The sequence below is a fragment of the Rhodanobacter humi genome (genome assembly GCF_041107455.1).
In the GTDB taxonomy this organism is placed as follows: domain Bacteria; phylum Pseudomonadota; class Gammaproteobacteria; order Xanthomonadales; family Rhodanobacteraceae; genus Rhodanobacter_A.
In genome coordinates, this window is record NZ_JBGBPY010000001.1 from 2,793,749 (window position 1) to 2,809,182 (window position 15,434).

The following is a 15,434-nucleotide window of genomic DNA, read 5'->3' on the forward strand; positions in this document are numbered from 1 at the left end:
CCCTGATTCGGACTGCCGCATGATGCCGGAGAACGCGGCGGGCGGCGATGGCACGGATCGCGTAAAATGGCGCACTGCCGCGACCCCGCGCGGCCACTCGCCAGGTTCATCGGCCCACGCCCTCCCACGCGAGTCACGCTGCCGCCATGCGCGGCGGCGCGGTGATCCCCGACCTGCATTCCGAGACGACCCCATGGTAGCGATGGCAACCGAGCACGTGATCGACGTGCAGCACTGGAACGACAACCTGTTCTCCTTCCGCACCACGCGCGATCCGTCCTTCCGCTTCGACAGCGGGCAGTTCGTGATGATCGGCGTGGAGCTGGACGGTCGTCCCTTGATGCGGGCCTACTCGATCGCCAGCGCCAGCTGGGAGGAGCACCTGGAGTTCTTCTCGATCAAGGTGCCGAACGGCCCGCTCACCTCGCGCCTGCAGCACCTGAAGCCCGGCGATCCGCTGATGGTGACGCGCAAGCCCACCGGCACCCTGGTGCTCACCGACCTGAAGCCCGGCAAGCACCTCTACCTGCTCGGTACCGGCACCGGGCTGGCGCCGTTCATGAGCATCATCCGCGACCCCGACACCTACGAGCGCTACGAGAAGATCGTGCTGGCGCACGGCGTGCGCCGTGTCGACGATCTCGCCTACGCGCATTACCTCGAACACGAGCTGCCGCGGCACGAATACCTCGGCGAGCTGGCGCGCGAGAAACTGGTCTACTACCCCACGGTGACGCGCGAACCGTTCCGCAACCGCGGCCGCATCACCGACGCGATCGCCGACGGCATGATGGGCGCCGTCACCGGCTTGCCGCCGCTGAACCCGGAAACCGATCGCGTGATGCTGTGCGGCAGCCCGGCGATGCTGGACGACCTCTGCGCCCTGCTCGACGGCCGTGGTTTCCAGGCCTCGCCGCGCACCCGCGAGCCGGGCGACTACGTGGTCGAGCGGGCGTTCGTGGAGAAATAGCGGACGAACACGTCCCGCGGGCAGTGGCGTGTCGCCGCAGAAACTCGCGGCACCGCGGCGGCATGCGTATCATGCATGGGTCCACCACATGCCGACCCACACGGTGCGAGCCGCCATGCCACCAAGCCCCCCGACCGGACGACTGCGCCTGGTGCCTCAAGCGATCACCGACGACGGCGATGCCACGCGATTCTGTTCCAGCTGCGCGTTCGCCGAGGCCTGCGTCGCGGTGGGCTACGGCAAGCCGGAGTTGCTCGAACTGCACTGCCTGGTCGAACACGTGGGCCCGTTCCGCGCGGGCGAGCACGTGTTCCGCACCGGCGACCCGTTCCGCGCGATCTATGCGGTGCGCTTCGGCTCGGTGAAGACGCGGATGTTCGACCGCGACGGCAACGAGCAGGTGCTGGGCTTCTACCTGCCCGGCGAGGTGGTGGGGCTCAACGCGATCTACCCCGAGCATTTCCCCTGCGACGCGGTGGCGCTGGAAGACACCCAGTTCTGCCGCTTCTCCTTCCCCGCGATGAGTGCGCTGGCGTCGCGTCAGCCGGCGGTGCAGCAGCACCTGTTCCGGCTGATCAGCAAGGAGCTGGGCGCGGTGTCGCTGCTGGCCGGCGACCACAGCGCGGACGAGCGCATGGCCGCGTTCCTGATCGACCTCTCATCGCGCTACGCGGCGCGTGGCCTGCCCGCCACACGCTTCCACCTCAGCATGTCGCGCGGCGACATCGCGAACTACCTGCGACTGGCTGCCGAGACCGTGAGCCGGGTGCTGGGGCGGTTCCGCAGCCAGGGGCTGATCGCGCTGGAAGGCCGCGAACTGGTGCTGCTGCGCGAGGACAGCTTGCGCGAACTCGGCGCCAGCCTGCTGCCGGATTAGGTCGGTATTCATCCCGGCGCGGGTGGCCTTGTGTCCGCAGGTCGGGATTCATCCCGACATGACGCCGGCATGGGGTGGCGTTGTCGGGATGAATCCCGACCTACGAGCGGCGCCGCAGGCGGCTGATCCAAGTCAGGGCCGTGTGGTGCGCATCCTGTCAGCATGGGAACGATTGTCATTGCCAGGCTCCCATGGACGCTTCGACCTCCGCCGCCGCGAACGACCCCGCCACCCTGCTCGCGGCCGCACCGCACCGGCCCCTGTTCCTCGCCGGCACCGTGGCGGTGCTGCTGACGATGACCTGGTGGACGCTGGAATTGGCCGCGCTGCGCTTCGGCTGGGTGCGTTGGCCGCAGCCCACGATCCCGCCGGTATGGGGGCACGCCATGCTGATCCAGTACGGCCTGTTTCCCCTCTTCATGTTCGGCTTCCTGATGACCACCTTTCCGCGCTGGATGGACGGGCCGCAAGTGTCGCCGCGGCGCTACCTGCCGGTGGCCGGCGGCGTGCTGGGCGGTTACGTGCTGGGCACGCTCGGCCTGCTCGGCCTGCCGTGGCTGCTGAAGCTGGGCCTCGTGGTGATGCTGGCCGGTTACCTGGTGGGGGTGGGCACGCTGGCCGGCGTGCTGGCGAAGGCGGCGGACCGCAACCGGCACGGCTGGTCGTGCCTCGCGGCGTTCGGTGTGGGCACGCTGGGGCTGGTGCTGTTCCTCGCCTGGTTGCTGATTCCCGGCGTGTCGCCGGACGTGGCCTGGCTGGCGGTGAAGCTGGGCACGTTCAGTTTCCTGCTGCCGGTGTACTTCACGGTCTGCCATCGCATGCTGCCGTTCTTCAGCAAGAACATGGTGGCCGGCTACGCGATGTGGCGGCCGGCGTGGAGCTTGCCGGTGGCGTGGGCGTTGCTGCTGGCGCACGTCTTGCTGGACTGGGCCGGCCTGCCGCAGTGGCTGTGGCTCTGCGATCTGCCGCTGGCCGCGGTGTTCGCCGCGCACTGGCTGATGTGGAAGCCGTGGCGCTGCCTGCATCCGGGCCTGCTCGGCGTGCTGCATATCGCTTTCACCTGGTTGCCGGTCGCCTTCGTGCTGTTCTGCGTGCAGGATCTGGCGCTGGCGATTCGCGGTGAACGGGTGCTCGGCCTGGCGCCGCTGCACGCACTGGCGATCGGCTTCTTCGGCTCGATGCTGGTGGCGATGGTGACCCGCGTCACCCACGGCCATTCCGGCCGGCCGCTGCAGATGCACCCGGTGCCGTGGCTGTGCTTCGTGCTGCTGCAACTGGTGGCGTGCGTGCGCATCCGCGCCGAGCTGGGCGGCGACCGCTATCTGTGGCTGGTGATCGCCGGCGCGGGCTGGCTGCTGGCGTTCCTGCCGTGGGTGCTGCGGTCGGCGTGGATCTACCTCACGCCGCGCGCGGACGGCAAGCCAGGTTGAGGAGATGTCCGTGCAGGAGCTGATCTCGCCGTATTACCCGTGGATCGTGCTGGTGCACCTGGCCTGCGCCATCGTGTTCGTGGGCGCGGCGGCGTTCGAGGTGTTCGTGCTGGAGGCGCTGCACGAGCGATTCGACATTGCCACCATGCAGCAGGTCGAGGCTGCGGTGATGGCGCGGGTGCGCCGCTACATGCCGTACGTGGTGGTGCTGCTGTTCGTCAGCGGCGGCCTGTTGTTCGACCTGCGCTGCAACGGCATCCGCTGCATCGGCACGACGCGCTTCGGCTGGTTCCTGCTGCTGAAGGTGGTGCTGGCGTTCGGCGTGCTGGGCGTGTTCGTCAACGCGGTATGGGCGGGCGCGCGCGGGAAGATGAACGCCTGCCGCTTCCGCCATACGCATCGCATCGTGCTGGCGCTGATGGCGGCCATCGTCTTTCTGGCCAAGACCATGTTCTACTTGTAGGCCGATTTCCCCACCCATCACGAGGTGCGTCATGTCCACAGTCCATTTCAAGGGTCAGCCGGTACGCGTCGACGGCAGCTTCCCGGCGGTCGGCAGCCAGGCGCCGGCGTTCCATCTGGTCGGCGGCGACCTGTCCGAGGTCACGCTGGCCAACCATGCCGGCAAGCGCAAGGTGCTGAACATCTTTCCCAGCGTGGACACCGGCGTGTGCGCCACCTCGGTGCGCCGCTTCAACGAGCTGGCGGCGAAGCTGACCAACACCGTGGTGCTGTGCATCTCCGCCGACCTGCCGTTCGCGCAGGGCCGCTTCTGCGGCGCCGAGGGCATCCAGAACGTGCAGATGCTGTCGCTGATGCGCGGGCGCGAGTTCCTCCGCGACTACGGCGTGGCGATCGCCGACGGCCCGCTGGCAGGCGTGGCTGCCCGCGCGGTGCTGGTGCTGGACGCGCACGACAAGGTGATCCATGCGGAGCTGGTGGACGAGATCACGCATGAGCCGAACTACGACGCGGCGCTGAAGGCGCTGGGCTGAGCAACCCGCCGCGCAACTTGCCGTACATGCACATGCAGAAGCCCGCCGGGTGACCGGCGGGCTTCTGCATGCGTGGCGCCGCGAAGGCGCGGTTCAGGAGCGGATGCCCACCACCGGAATGCCGAGCGGCCGCGCGTCCAGCCGGTCGGGCAGGCCCATGCCCATGCGCAGGCTGCGGCCGATGCGTTCGGCGTAGTCGAGCATCTGCATGGCGTCCTCCGCATCCAGCACTTCCAGCGTGGTCTCGCGCCACAGCTCCAGCCAGCGCACGAAGTGCTCGGTGCGGATCGCCGGCTGGCCGCGATGCACGGCCATCGGATTGCCGCGGTAGCTGGCCGCGCGCAGCGCCACCGAGCACCAGAACGCGGTGAGCAGGCGCTTGTGTTCGGGCCAGTCGTGCACGGCGGCGTTGAAGATCGGACCGATCGCGGGATCGGCGCGCACCTTGTCGTAGAAGCGGTCGACCAGGGCGGCGATGCGGGTTTCGTCCAGCGTGTTCATGGCTTGCTTGTCGTGCTTGTCGGGTTTTCGGCCGGGGCCGTCGTTGCGTCCGCGGCGGGTTCGTCCAGCAGCGGCAAGGTGCCGGGCGTGTCGAGGTCGTCGAACTGCTGGTGGTTCACCGCCCAGAAGAACAGCGCCACGCCCACGATCACCACCAGGGCGGTCACCGGGATCAGCACCAGCAGGATGTTCATGCGCGCAGCTCCTGTCGCGGTTCGTTGCCGTCGCGGCCGGCGCGCAGCGCGTTCAGCACCACCGCCAGCGAGCTGAGCGACATGCCGATGCCGGCCAGCCACGGCGGCACGAAACCGAACGCGGCGAACGGCACCGCGCACAGATTGTAGGCCAGCGACCAGCGCCGGCCCTGCGCCACGATGCGTTGCACCTCGCCCGCGATGCCGCGGGCGCGGACGAGGCCGTCGAGACGGTCGTCCATCAGCAGCAGGTCGGCCTGCGCCTGGGCGAGGCCGGTGCCGCCGGCCAGCGCGGCGGAGACATCGGCGCCGGCGAGGATCGGCGCGTCGTTGCTGCCGTCGCCCACCGCGAGCACCACGTGGCCTGCCGCGCGCAGTTCGCGCAACCGGGCCAGCTTGTCGTCCGGACTCTGGCGTGCGCGCCAGTCGGCGATGCCGAGCACCTGGGCCAGCGCGGCCACGCGTTCCGGCGTGTCGCCGCTGGCGATGCAGGGTGCGATGCCGTCGGTGCGCAGCGCGTCCAGCGTGGCCTGCGCGTCGTGGCGCGGACGTTCGGCGAGGCGGAAGGCGGCGATGGCGCCGTCGGCGTCGGCCAGCAGCAGGACATCGCGCTGGCGCTCAATGGCCAGCGCGTGACCCAGCGCGAAGTCGGCGCGGCCCAGGCGCAGCGCGCGTCCGACCACCGTGCCGCGCAGCCCGGCGCCGGCCACGGCCTCGACCCGCTCGGCCTGCCGCGCGGGACCCAGCCGGCTGGCGGCGTCGGCGAGCGCGCGGGCCATCGGATGCGAGCTTTCGCGGGCCAGCGCGGTGGCCAGCGCCAGCACTTCCTCGCGGGCATCGCCGCGCAGCGGTTCGATGCCGGCGAGCTCCAGCCGCGGCACGCCCAGCGTGCCGGTCTTGTCGAACAGCGCGGTGTCCACGTGCGCGAGGCGGGTGAGCGCGGTGGCATCGGTCACCAGCACGCCACGGCGCGCCAGCGCGGTCAGCGCGCGGGTGAAGGCGGCCGGCGCGGTGAGCGCGAACGCGCAGGGGCAGGCCACCACCAGCACGGCGAGCGCGGCGTCGAACGCGCGGGCGGGATCGACCAGCAGCCAGCCCAGCGCGGTGAGCGCGGTGAGCAGCAGCACGCGCGCCACGAAGCGGGCGATGTCGCGGTCGCTGGCCGTGGCGAAGCTGCGCGCCGCGCGGGCGCGGGCGGCCAGCGCGCCGATGCGCGCCACCACGGTTGCCGCACCGCTGTGTTCCACGCGCAGCGGCACGGGGCCATCCAGCAGCACGCTGCCGGCCACCAGGCGTTCGCCGCGGCGACGCAGGACGGGGCGCGATTCGCCGGTGAGCAGGGCCTCGTCCAGCCGCGCCGAATCCGCTTCCAGCACGCCGTCGGCGGGCACGGTGGCGCCTTCGGCGACGTGCACGCGGTCGCCGGCGCGCAGCGCCAGTGCGGGCACGGTTTCCAGCGTGCCGTCGGCGGCGATGCGTTGCGCCAGCAGCGGCGCGGCATCGATCGCGGCGTCGCCCTGCGCGTTGCCGTGGTGACGCGCGCGCAGCTCCACGTAGCGCGCGACCAGCAGCAGGAACACGAACATGCTCACCGAGTCGAAGTAGATCTCGCCCGCGCCGCGCAACGTGTTGACCGCGCTGGCGAGGAACACCAGCGCCACCGCCAATGCGACCGGCAGGTGGATGCCGAGCCGGCGTTCGCGCAGCTCGCGCACGGCGCCGGTGAAGAAGGGGCGGGCGGAATAGGCCACCAGCGGGATGGTGGTGAGGAAGCCCAGCCAGCGGAACAGGCCGCGGGTGGTGAAATCCACGAAGTCGACCGCGCCGATGTAGATGACGAAGGCGTAGGTCATCACCTGCATCATGCACATGCCGGCGACCAGCAGGCGCTTCAGCGCATCGTGCAGCTCGGCGGCGCGCACGTCGTCGGCGTCGTCGTGGGGCAGCGGCTGGGCCGGGCAGTGCAGCGCGGCGCAGCGTTCGACCAGGGCATCCAGCGAGAGCCGGCGCGCGTCCCACACCACGCGCAGGCGCCGGGCGGCGGGGAGGATCGCCACGCGCTCGATGCCGGGCAAGGCGCGGATCGCCTGTTCCAGCGCCAGTGCGCGGCGCGGTTCGGCCAGCGCGTCCACGCGCAGCGCCACTTCGCTGCGGCCGTCGCGCCGCGGCCGCAGCACCTGGGCGAGCAGCAGCGGATGGGTCCAGACGGCGTGCGCATTCATGGTGCGTCCGCGCGGTGGCTGCTGCGCGCGCTGGCGGGCACGCCGAACACGGTGTGCGAGGTCTCGAGTGGAACGTCGGCGTGGCGCGCGCTCACCGTGATGATCCAGATGCAACCCGCCAGCGAGGCGATGAACACCGCGACGCCCAGCCACAGGATCGGCTGCCGGTACCACTGGCCGCCAGCCCCGGCCTGCGACGATTCAGTCCGCGGCGCCGACATCGGGATGCGACAGGTGGTAGACGTAGGCCGCCAGCACGTGGATCTGCGCATCGCTGAGGCGCTTGTCCCAGTTCGGCATGTGGCCCTGGCGACCGTCGTGGATGGACTTGGTGATGTCCGCCAGCGTGCCGCCATGCAGCCAGATGTGGTCGGTGAGATTGGGCGCGCCCAGCGCCGGGTTGCCCTTGCCGTCGGGGCCGTGGCAGGCGGTGCAGGTGGCCTTGAAGATCGGTTCGGCGGCGGCCGCCATCTTCGCGTCGTGCGGCGCGCCGGACAGGCTCAGCACGTATTGCGCGAGATTGTCCACGGTCTGCTCGCCGAGGCTGGCCCAGGGCGGCATCACGCCGGCGCGGCCGTCGTGGATCGAGGTGGTGATGTCCTTGCCGCTGCCGCCGTACAGCCAGTCCTGGTCGGTGAGGTCGGGGGCGCCGAGCTGCTGGTTGCCCTTGCCGCTGCGCTGGTGGCAGGCCGCGCAGTTGTCCTCGAACAGCACCTGGCCGAGCTGCCGCGCGGCAGGGTCGCCGGCCAGCTGCTCGGGCGTGTACAGCGCGAAGCGCTGCATAAGCGGCTCCAGCTTCGCCTCGTTGGCGGCCTGCTCGCCGGCCAGCTGGCCGTGCGAGGTCCAGCCCAGCGCGCCCTTGTGGTTGCCGAAGCCGGGGTACAGCACGAGGTAGATGAAGGCGGCCACGAACATCGCGCCGGAGAACAGGATCCACCACATCGGCAGTCGCCGCACGCCCTCGCGCAGCACGCCGTGCGCCCACACGTGGCCGCTGGTGCCGTCGGGTTGGGTGGGGATCTTCGCGCGCGGTCCCCACAGGAACAGGAAGAAGGTGATGCCGAGGTTCAACACCACCAGGAACATCACCCACAACGACCAGCCGGTGCTCATCGCGCCTTCTCCTGTGTCGGGTCGACAGTGGGATCGTCGTCCTGCATCGGCAGTTGCGCCATCCGGTCGAACACGGGTTTGTGGTACTTGCGCCAGGCCCAGATCCAGATGCCGATGAAGCTCACCATCATCAGCACGATCATCACGCCGGCCAGGTGACCCCAGAACGGACTCATGGCGCACCTCCATCGCTGGCCGGCGCCGCGGCGGTCGGTTCGTTCTTGATGCCCAGGCCCTGCAGGTAGGCGATCAGCGCGTCCATCTCGGTCTTGCCCTTGACGGCCTCCGGCGCGGCGGCGATGTCGGCGTCGCTGTACGGGTCGCCCAGCTTGCGCAGCACGCGCATGCGCGCCTGGATGTCGGCGCCGTCGATGCCGGCCTTCGCCAGCCACGGGTAGCCGGGCATGTTGGACTCCGACACCACGCTGCGCGGATTCATCAGGTGCATGCGCTGCCAGTCGTCGGAGTACTTGCCGCCCACGCGGGCGAGGTCGGGCCCGGTGCGCTTGGAGCCCCACTGGAACGGCCGGTCGTAGACCGATTCCTCGGCGGTGGAGTAGTGGCCGTAGCGCTGGGTCTCGAAACGCAGCGCGCGGATCATCTGCGAGTGGCAGAGGTAGCAGCCCTCGCGCACGTAGACGTCCTTGCCGGCCAGCCGCAGCGGATCGTACGGATGCACGTTCGCCGGCGCCTTGAGCGAATGCGCCTCGACGAACAGCGGGGTGATCTCGGCGAGTCCGCCCAGCGAGACCATGATCGCGATGCCGATGCCGAGCAGGCCGGCGTGCTTCTCGATCGCTTCGAAATGCCTGTAGGCCATGATCAACCTACCACCGGCAGCGGGGCCGGGATCTGGTGGGGTTCCGGCTCCGGGATCGGCACCGGGATCGGCTTGATGATGCGGGCGCGGGCGTCGGCAGCGGTGTACCACAGGTTCCACGCCATCACCCACATGCCCGAGAGGATCAGCACGCCGCCGAACCAGCGGATCAGGTACATCGGCTTGATCGCGATCAGGCTGTCCAGGAAGCCGTACTTCAGCGAGCCGTCCGGCAGGGTGGCGCGCCACATCTCGCCCTCGGTGACGCCGGCGGTCCACATCGCGCCGACGTACAGCAGGGTGCCGGCCATGTGCAGCCAGAAGTGCACGTTCATGCCGCGCACCGAATGCATCGCGGGGCGGCCCAGTGCGCGCGGCGCCATCGCGTACAGCGAGCCGATCGTGATCATCGCCACCCAGCCCAGCGAGCCGGAGTGCACGTGGGCGATCGTCCAGTCGGTGTAGTGCGACAGCGAGTTCACCGTCTTGATCGCCATCATCGAGCCTTCGAAGGTGGCGGCGGCGTAGAACACCAGCGCCATCACCATGAACTTCACCGCCGGGTCGGTCTTCACCTTGCTCCACGAGCCGTTGAAGGTGAGCAGGCCGTTCGCCGCCGAGCCCCAGCTCGGCATCAGCAGTACCAGCGAGAACGCCATGCCCACCGACTGCACCCAGTCGGGCAGGGCGGTGTACATCAGGTGGTGCGAGCCGGCCCACATGTAGACCGAGATCAGCGCCCAGAAATTGACGATGGAGAAGCGGTAGCTCCACAGCGGCTGCTGCGCCTGGCGCGGCACGAAGTAGTACATCATCCCGAGGAAGCCGGCGGTGAGGAAGAACGCCACCGCGTTGTGGCCGTACCACCACTGCACCATCGCGTCGACCGTGCCCGAGTAGATCGGGTAGGACTTGGTCCAGGACACCGGCAGCGACAGGTGGTTGACCACGTGCAGCAGGCCCACCGCGATGATGAAGGCGCCGTAGTACCAGTTCGCCACGTAGATGTGCTTGATGCGCCGCCGCGCCAGGCTGGCGAAGAACACCACGCCGAAACTCACCCACACCACCGCGGTGAACAGCGCGATCCACCATTCCGGCTCGGCGTATTCCTTGCTGGTGGTGAGGCCCAGCGGCATCGACACCATCGCCAGCACGCAGACGATCTGCCAGCCCCAGAACGTGAAGCCGGCCAGCCGGTCGAGCGCCAGCCGGGCGTGGCCGGTGCGCTGCACCACGTAGTAGCAGGTGCCCATCAGCGCGGAGCCGCCGAACGCGAAGATCACGCCGAACGTGTGGTCGGGGCGCAGCCGGCTGAAGGTGATCCAGGGCAGGTCGAAGTTGAGCGCCGGCCACATCAGCTCGGCGGCGATGTACACGCCCACCGACATGCCGATGATGCCCCAGACCGCCGCGGCCAGCAGGAACTGGCGCACGACCTTGTCGTTGTAATACTCGGTGTTGGGCATGGGTGTCCCCAGTTTCGGTGTGGTCATTGTCCCGGCTGCACCTGTGCGCCGCGATGACCGCAGTCAGGCGGCTGCGGCAATCTGTCCGTCAGGCGTGGCCGGTCCCCCTCTGGACACGGCAGCCTGATCCAGGTCATGGCCGCCATGGTTGCAGCAAGCGATGCTGTGCGGACGTGAAGAAACCGGTTCAGGCGCTGCTCCATGGCCCATGTCGTCACCGAGAACTGCATCAACTGCAAGCATACCGATTGCGTCGAGGTGTGCCCGGTGGACTGCTTCCACGAAGGGCCGAATTTCCTGGTGATCGACCCCGACGAATGCATCGACTGCACGCTGTGCGTGGACGAGTGCCCGGTGGGCGCGATCTTCCCCGAGCTCGACGTGCCGGCGGGGCAGGAGGGCTTCCTCGCGCTCAATGCCGAGCTGGCGCGCGAGTGGCCGGTGCTGGCGAAGAAGATTCCGGCGATGGAGGACGCCGCGCGCTGGGACGGCGTGCCGGACAAGCTGCCGTTGTTGAAGCGCTAGGCGGTAGCCCGCGAACGACTTGTAGGAGCGCACCCTGTGCGCGAACGGCTTTTCGCTAGGTGCTTGCAAAAGCATTCGCGCACAGGGTGCGCTCCTACTGGCGTCCTGGCTCCCAGGAAGACAAAAAGCCCGCTTTCGCGGGCTTTTTGTCGCACGTGACCGTCAAGTTCAGCCGGCCACCACGCGCACCATTTCCAGGCACTTGTTCGAATAGCCCCACTCGTTGTCGTACCAGCTCACCAGCTTGACGAAGGTGGAGTCCAGCGCGATGCCGGCGTCGGCGTCGAACACCGAGGTGCAGGTCTCGCCGCGGAAATCGGTGGCGACCACCTTGTCCTCGGTGTAGCCGAGGATGCCCTTCAGCGCGCCCTGCGACTGCGCCTTCATCTCGGCGCAGATCTCGGCGTAGGTGGCGGGCTTCTCCAGCTCGCAGGTGAGGTCGACCACCGAGACGTCGGAGGTCGGCACGCGGAAGCTCATGCCGGTGAGCTTCTTGTTGAGTTCGGGGATCACCACGCCCACGGCCTTCGCGGCGCCGGTGCTGGACGGGATGATGTTCTCCAGGATGCCGCGGCCGCCGCGCCAGTCCTTGTTGCTCGGGCCGTCAACCGTTTTCTGCGTCGCGGTAGCGGCGTGCACGGTGGTCATCAGGCCGCGCTTGATGCCCCACTTGTCGTGCATCACCTTCGCGATCGGCGCGAGGCAGTTGGTGGTGCAGCTGGCGTTGGAGATGATCGCCTCGCCCTTGTAGGTCTTGTCGTTGACGCCATAGACGAACATCGGCGTGTCGTCCTTGGACGGGGCGGATAGGATCACCTTCTTCGCGCCGGCGTCGAGATGCTTCTGCGCGGTGGTCTTGTCGAGGAACAGGCCGGTGGACTCGATCACCACGTCGGCGCCCACCGCGCCCCACTTCAGGTTGGCCGGGTCGCGCTCGGCGGTGAGGCGGATCTTCTGGCCGTTGACCACCAGCTGGCCGTTCTCGATCGCCACATCGCCCTTGAAACGGCCGTGCACCGAGTCGTAGCGCAGCATGTAGGCGAGGTAGTCCGGCTCCAGCAGATCGTTGATCGCCACGATCTGGATGTCCTTGCCGAAGTTCTGCACCGCTGCGCGCAGCACGTTGCGACCGATGCGGCCGAAGCCGTTGATGCCGACCTTGATGGTCATGGGACAGCGTCCTCCAATGCGACGGGGAAGGTGGCCGCGCGCGGCGGCCGGAAAGCCGTGATTTTAGCGGGAAACCGGCTTGGCTGTCCGTTCGGCGCGGCCGTGCGCCGGTTTGCCGCAATAGATGTCGTGCAAGGTGGCCATCAAGACCTGTACCGGACCCGCGGCGAGGCGGTAATACACCGCCTGCGCCTCGCGGCGGGTCTGCACCAGTTCCGCCTCGCGCAACTTCGCCAGGTGTTGCGACAGCGCCGACTGGCCCAGCGCCAGCCGCTCCAGCAGTTCGCCCACCGCCAGCTCGCCTTCGGAAAGGTGGCACAGGATCAGCAGGCGCTGCTCGTTCGCCAGCGCCTTCAGCAGCTCGCTGGCTTCGCCGGCGTGGACGCGCATGCGGGCGGGATCGGTCGCGGTCTTCATGGCGGCATTGTGCCATGCCTTGCTAAATTAGCAAAAACTAATATGATGCAGCGCACGTCTTTCCGGAGCGCAGCACCATGCCTGCCCACGTCGCTTCCTTCTTCCACGCGGCCACCTCGACCTGGACCCACGTGGTCAGCGACCCCGCGACCGCGGCGGCGGCGGTGATCGATCCGGTGCTGGACTTCGACCCGGCCAGTGGCCGGCTCGGCACCGAGGCTGCGCGCGAAGTGCTCGACCATCTGCGCGCGCAAAGGCTGGACCTGCAATGGATCCTGGAAACCCACGCGCATGCCGACCATCTAAGCGCCGCGGCCTGGCTGCGCGCGCAGACCGGTGCCGCGGTGGCGGCGGGCGCCGGCATCGTCGCGGTGCAGGCCGAGTTCAAGCGACGCCTGGCGTTGGGCGAGGACTTTGTCGCCGATGGCGCGCAGTTCGACCGCCTGCTGCACGATGGCGAGGTGTTGCCGCTGGGCGGGCTGGCGCTGGAAGTGCTGGCCACGCCCGGCCATACCGCCGACAGCGTGAGCTACTGGGTGGGCGAGGCGGTGTTCATCGGCGACACGCTGTTCTCGCCGGCCGCGGGCAGCGCGCGCTGCGACTTCCCCGGCGGTAGCGCCGCGATGCTGCATGCCTCGGTGCGCCGGTTGTACGCGTTGCCGGACGACACGCGGCTGTATCTCTGCCACGACTACCCGACCGACGGCGCGGCGCCGCGCAGCATGGTGCCGCTGCGCGAGCAGCGCGAGCACAACGTGCATCTTTCCGACGACACCAGCGCGGCGGACTTCGTGGCGCTGCGCGAACGCCGCGATGCCACGCTGGCGATGCCGCGGCTGTTCTGGCCGGCGCTGCAGCTCAACATTCGCGCGGGCGAACTGCCGCCGGCAGATGGCGCAGGACGGCGCTTCCTGAAACTGCCGCTGGACGCGAGCGCGCTGGAAGCACGGGCATGAGCACGTCGTTCACGCCGTGGAGCGCGCTGGGTGGCGGCATCCTGATCGGCTTGGCCTCGTTATTGTTGCTGGTCGCGCTGGGCCGCATCGCCGGCATCAGCGGCATCGCTGCCGGCCTGCTGCCGCCACGTCGCGGCGACATCGGCTGGCGGCTCGCCTTCGTGATCGGCCTGCCGACGGGTGCGGCGCTGTGGATGCTGGGCGCGGGCGGCGCGGCGGTGGCCAGCCACGCGCCGCCGTGGCAGCTCGCGCTGGCCGGCTTGCTGGTGGGTGTAGGCACGCGCGTCGGTTCGGGCTGCACCAGCGGCCATGGCGTGTGCGGGCTGGGCCGTTTCTCGCCGCGTTCGCTGGCGGCGGTGCTTGTCTTCATGGCGGCCGCGATGCTGTGCGTCTACGCCTGGCGCCACCTGCTGCCGGAGCTGGCGCGATGAACCGCTTGCTGGCGTGGTTGTCGGGCCTTCTGTTCGGTGCGGGTCTGGCGTGGTCGGGCATGGCCGATCCGCACAAGGTGCTGGGTTTCCTCGACGTGGCCGGCGCGTGGGACCCCAGCCTGCTGCTGGTGATGGTTGGCGCGGTGCTGACTTATGCGGTCGGCTCCCGGCTGGTGTTGCGACGCGCGCGGCCGTGGCTGGACGAGCGCTTCCATCTGCCAATGAATCGCCGCATCGACGCGCGCCTGCTCGCCGGTGCGGCGGTGTTCGGCATCGGCTGGGGACTGGCCGGCTATTGCCCCGGCCCCGCGCTGGCTGGCGTCGGCCTCGGCAACGGCGATCTCGTCTGGTTGCTGCCGGCCTTGCTGCTCGGCTGGTGGCTGGCAGGGCGCGGCCGGCGCGTCTGAGCGCGTCGGTGTGCTGTGGCACACTCGCCGATCGTCTACTGCCGTGATGTCCGCACCATGAAGTATCCGCGTCGCCTGCTGGCCGCCTCGCTGGCCTTGTTCGTCGTCATTCCCGCCGCGCAGGCCTGGGGGCCGCTGGGCCACAGCATCGTCGCCGCGTTGGCGCAGCGACACCTGAGCCCCGCCGCCGAGGCCGAGGTGGAACGCCTGCTGGCGGCGGACCACACCACGCAGCTGGCCGACGTCGCCAGCTGGCCCGACCAGATCCAGGACGATCCCGCGCAAGCCACGCTGTGGCAGCAGACGCGCAAGCTGCACTACATCAACTTCCGCGGCGGCCCAGGTTGCGACTACGTGCCGCCACGCGACTGCCGCGACGGCGAGTGCATCACGGCGGGGCTGGCGCATTACGTGGAAATCCTCAAGGACAAGTCGCAAAGCGACGCCGCGCGCCTGGCGGCCTTGAAGTTCGTGGTGCATTTCGCGGGCGACATCCACCAGCCGCTGCACGCCGGCTACCGCGACGACCTCGGCGGCAACAAGTACCAGGTGCAGTTCGAGGGCAAGGGCAGCAACCTGCACAAGGTCTGGGACTCCGGCATGCTGAAGACGCGCGGCCTGGACTGGCAGTCCTACACGGCGAAGCTGGACGCCGAAGGCCCCGCGCAACTGCCGCCGCCGATCACGCCGCTGGACGACCCCTACGCACAGTGGGCGGAGGAGTCCTGCCGCCTCACCGCCGCGCCGGGCTTTTACCCGGACGGCCACAAGATCGGCCAGGCCTATGTCGATGCCGAGTTGCCGCTGGCCGAGAACCAGCTGCGCATCGCCGGCCGCCGGCTGGCCGAGGTGCTCAATCTCGCGCTGGAGCAGTGACGCAGACCCCGTGCACCGCGGGCCGCTTGCGTATAGTCTGACTTTTCGCTCCACGCCCTTT

General features: G+C 69.3%; 20 protein-coding genes. 10 read left to right on the top strand and 10 right to left on the bottom strand.

What is annotated here, in order from left to right; genetic code table 11:
* Nucleotides 1–193: 193 nt before the first annotated feature.
* The 5 genes from AB7878_RS12330 (at nucleotide 194) to tpx (ending at nucleotide 4,272) form a co-directional block, all read left to right on the top strand.
* A complete protein-coding gene (locus AB7878_RS12330) occupies nucleotides 194–970 on the top strand; it encodes a ferredoxin--NADP reductase (protein ID WP_369494655.1) in 777 nt (258 codons plus the stop codon).
* Nucleotides 971–1,085: 115 nt separating this feature from the next.
* Nucleotides 1,086–1,847 (top strand): cyclic nucleotide-binding domain-containing protein, encoded by a 762-nt coding sequence (locus AB7878_RS12335; RefSeq protein ID WP_369494656.1) that lies wholly within the window; start codon nucleotides 1,086–1,088, stop codon nucleotides 1,845–1,847.
* A gap of 191 nt (nucleotides 1,848–2,038) precedes the next feature.
* Nucleotides 2,039–3,277: an NnrS family protein gene (locus AB7878_RS12340; protein ID WP_369494657.1), complete on the top strand. Its 1,239-nt coding sequence runs from the start codon at nucleotides 2,039–2,041 to the stop codon at nucleotides 3,275–3,277.
* Nucleotides 3,278–3,287: 10 nt separating this feature from the next.
* Complete coding sequence (locus AB7878_RS12345; RefSeq protein ID WP_439653793.1) at nucleotides 3,288–3,740, top strand: CopD family copper resistance protein; 453 nt, start codon at nucleotides 3,288–3,290, stop codon at nucleotides 3,738–3,740.
* 31 nt (nucleotides 3,741–3,771) lie between these two features.
* Complete coding sequence (gene tpx / locus AB7878_RS12350) at nucleotides 3,772–4,272, top strand: thiol peroxidase (RefSeq protein WP_369494659.1); 501 nt, start codon at nucleotides 3,772–3,774, stop codon at nucleotides 4,270–4,272.
* A gap of 93 nt (nucleotides 4,273–4,365) precedes the next feature.
* Here tpx and AB7878_RS12355 read toward each other — a convergent pair whose 3' ends face one another.
* Genes AB7878_RS12355 through ccoN form a run of 8 tightly spaced genes read right to left on the bottom strand, consistent with a single transcriptional unit; the run spans nucleotide 4,366 to nucleotide 10,591 of the window.
* Nucleotides 4,366–4,773, bottom strand: a complete 408-nt coding sequence (locus tag AB7878_RS12355; RefSeq protein WP_369494660.1) for a group III truncated hemoglobin — start codon at nucleotides 4,771–4,773, stop codon at nucleotides 4,366–4,368.
* Nucleotides 4,770–4,967 (bottom strand): cbb3-type cytochrome oxidase assembly protein CcoS, encoded by a 198-nt coding sequence (ccoS, locus tag AB7878_RS12360; RefSeq protein WP_369494661.1) that lies wholly within the window; start codon nucleotides 4,965–4,967, stop codon nucleotides 4,770–4,772. Before ccoS ends, AB7878_RS12355 begins: the two co-directional genes overlap by 4 nt.
* Entirely contained in the window at nucleotides 4,964–7,189 is a 2,226-nt protein-coding gene (locus AB7878_RS12365; protein WP_369494662.1) for a heavy metal translocating P-type ATPase, read from the bottom strand. The genes ccoS and AB7878_RS12365 overlap by 4 nt, the downstream gene beginning before the upstream one ends.
* Nucleotides 7,186–7,410, bottom strand: a complete 225-nt coding sequence (locus tag AB7878_RS12370) for a hypothetical protein (RefSeq protein WP_369494663.1) — start codon at nucleotides 7,408–7,410, stop codon at nucleotides 7,186–7,188. The genes AB7878_RS12365 and AB7878_RS12370 overlap by 4 nt, the downstream gene beginning before the upstream one ends.
* Nucleotides 7,391–8,302, bottom strand: coding sequence for a cytochrome-c oxidase, cbb3-type subunit III (ccoP, locus tag AB7878_RS12375; protein ID WP_369494664.1), 912 nt, complete (start codon nucleotides 8,300–8,302; stop codon nucleotides 7,391–7,393). The genes AB7878_RS12370 and ccoP overlap by 20 nt, the downstream gene beginning before the upstream one ends.
* Nucleotides 8,299–8,478: a cbb3-type cytochrome oxidase subunit 3 gene (locus tag AB7878_RS12380; RefSeq protein ID WP_369494665.1), complete on the bottom strand. Its 180-nt coding sequence runs from the start codon at nucleotides 8,476–8,478 to the stop codon at nucleotides 8,299–8,301. The genes ccoP and AB7878_RS12380 overlap by 4 nt, the downstream gene beginning before the upstream one ends.
* Nucleotides 8,475–9,122, bottom strand: a complete 648-nt coding sequence (ccoO, locus tag AB7878_RS12385; RefSeq protein ID WP_369494666.1) for a cytochrome-c oxidase, cbb3-type subunit II — start codon at nucleotides 9,120–9,122, stop codon at nucleotides 8,475–8,477. The genes AB7878_RS12380 and ccoO overlap by 4 nt, the downstream gene beginning before the upstream one ends.
* 2 nt (nucleotides 9,123–9,124) lie before the next feature.
* Nucleotides 9,125–10,591 (bottom strand): cytochrome-c oxidase, cbb3-type subunit I, encoded by a 1,467-nt coding sequence (gene ccoN, locus AB7878_RS12390; RefSeq protein ID WP_369494667.1) that lies wholly within the window; start codon nucleotides 10,589–10,591, stop codon nucleotides 9,125–9,127.
* Nucleotides 10,592–10,792: 201 nt separating this feature from the next.
* Between ccoN and fdxA the strand changes: the two genes are divergently transcribed.
* Entirely contained in the window at nucleotides 10,793–11,116 is a 324-nt protein-coding gene (fdxA, locus tag AB7878_RS12395; protein WP_369494668.1) for a ferredoxin FdxA, read from the top strand.
* 168 nt (nucleotides 11,117–11,284) lie between these two features.
* Here the strand turns inward: fdxA and gap are convergent, their stop codons facing one another.
* Complete coding sequence (gene gap / locus AB7878_RS12400) at nucleotides 11,285–12,286, bottom strand: type I glyceraldehyde-3-phosphate dehydrogenase (protein WP_369494669.1); 1,002 nt, start codon at nucleotides 12,284–12,286, stop codon at nucleotides 11,285–11,287.
* A gap of 63 nt (nucleotides 12,287–12,349) precedes the next feature.
* Complete coding sequence (locus AB7878_RS12405; RefSeq protein WP_369494670.1) at nucleotides 12,350–12,703, bottom strand: ArsR/SmtB family transcription factor; 354 nt, start codon at nucleotides 12,701–12,703, stop codon at nucleotides 12,350–12,352.
* 77 nt (nucleotides 12,704–12,780) lie between these two features.
* Here AB7878_RS12405 and AB7878_RS12410 point away from each other — a divergent pair, with 77 nt between their 5' ends.
* The 4 genes from AB7878_RS12410 to AB7878_RS12425 are packed head-to-tail and all read left to right on the top strand — an operon-like array spanning nucleotide 12,781 to nucleotide 15,373.
* The gene (locus AB7878_RS12410) at nucleotides 12,781–13,659 is read left to right on the top strand and encodes an MBL fold metallo-hydrolase (RefSeq protein WP_369494671.1); all 879 of its coding nucleotides are present in this window, start codon (nucleotides 12,781–12,783) and stop codon (nucleotides 13,657–13,659) included.
* Nucleotides 13,545–14,090, top strand: coding sequence for a YeeE/YedE family protein (locus AB7878_RS12415; RefSeq protein ID WP_369495760.1), 546 nt, complete (start codon nucleotides 13,545–13,547; stop codon nucleotides 14,088–14,090). Before AB7878_RS12410 ends, AB7878_RS12415 begins: the two co-directional genes overlap by 115 nt.
* On the top strand, nucleotides 14,087–14,497 hold the full coding sequence (locus tag AB7878_RS12420; protein WP_369494672.1) for a DUF6691 family protein: 411 nt from the start codon (nucleotides 14,087–14,089) through the stop codon (nucleotides 14,495–14,497). Before AB7878_RS12415 ends, AB7878_RS12420 begins: the two co-directional genes overlap by 4 nt.
* A gap of 57 nt (nucleotides 14,498–14,554) precedes the next feature.
* Nucleotides 14,555–15,373, top strand: a complete 819-nt coding sequence (locus AB7878_RS12425; RefSeq protein ID WP_369494673.1) for a S1/P1 nuclease — start codon at nucleotides 14,555–14,557, stop codon at nucleotides 15,371–15,373.
* The last annotated feature ends 61 nt before the right edge of the window (nucleotides 15,374–15,434 follow it).

Coding starts and splice junctions, on each gene's coding strand:
- AB7878_RS12330 (WP_369494655.1), top strand. CDS start 194: ATGGTAGCGATGGCAACCGAGCACGTGATCGACGTGCAGCACTGGAAC.
- AB7878_RS12335 (WP_369494656.1), top strand. CDS start 1,086: ATGCCACCAAGCCCCCCGACCGGACGACTGCGCCTGGTGCCTCAAGCG.
- AB7878_RS12340 (WP_369494657.1), top strand. CDS start 2,039: ATGGACGCTTCGACCTCCGCCGCCGCGAACGACCCCGCCACCCTGCTC.
- tpx (WP_369494659.1), top strand. CDS start 3,772: ATGTCCACAGTCCATTTCAAGGGTCAGCCGGTACGCGTCGACGGCAGC.
- AB7878_RS12355 (WP_369494660.1), bottom strand. CDS start 4,773: ATGAACACGCTGGACGAAACCCGCATCGCCGCCCTGGTCGACCGCTTC.
- ccoS (WP_369494661.1), bottom strand. CDS start 4,967: ATGAACATCCTGCTGGTGCTGATCCCGGTGACCGCCCTGGTGGTGATC.
- AB7878_RS12365 (WP_369494662.1), bottom strand. CDS start 7,189: ATGAATGCGCACGCCGTCTGGACCCATCCGCTGCTGCTCGCCCAGGTG.
- AB7878_RS12370 (WP_369494663.1), bottom strand. CDS start 7,410: ATGTCGGCGCCGCGGACTGAATCGTCGCAGGCCGGGGCTGGCGGCCAG.
- ccoP (WP_369494664.1), bottom strand. CDS start 8,302: ATGAGCACCGGCTGGTCGTTGTGGGTGATGTTCCTGGTGGTGTTGAAC.
- AB7878_RS12380 (WP_369494665.1), bottom strand. CDS start 8,478: ATGAGTCCGTTCTGGGGTCACCTGGCCGGCGTGATGATCGTGCTGATG.
- ccoO (WP_369494666.1), bottom strand. CDS start 9,122: ATGGCCTACAGGCATTTCGAAGCGATCGAGAAGCACGCCGGCCTGCTC.
- ccoN (WP_369494667.1), bottom strand. CDS start 10,591: ATGCCCAACACCGAGTATTACAACGACAAGGTCGTGCGCCAGTTCCTG.
- fdxA (WP_369494668.1), top strand. CDS start 10,793: ATGGCCCATGTCGTCACCGAGAACTGCATCAACTGCAAGCATACCGAT.
- gap (WP_369494669.1), bottom strand. CDS start 12,286: ATGACCATCAAGGTCGGCATCAACGGCTTCGGCCGCATCGGTCGCAAC.
- AB7878_RS12405 (WP_369494670.1), bottom strand. CDS start 12,703: ATGAAGACCGCGACCGATCCCGCCCGCATGCGCGTCCACGCCGGCGAA.
- AB7878_RS12410 (WP_369494671.1), top strand. CDS start 12,781: ATGCCTGCCCACGTCGCTTCCTTCTTCCACGCGGCCACCTCGACCTGG.
- AB7878_RS12420 (WP_369494672.1), top strand. CDS start 14,087: ATGAACCGCTTGCTGGCGTGGTTGTCGGGCCTTCTGTTCGGTGCGGGT.
- AB7878_RS12425 (WP_369494673.1), top strand. CDS start 14,555: ATGAAGTATCCGCGTCGCCTGCTGGCCGCCTCGCTGGCCTTGTTCGTC.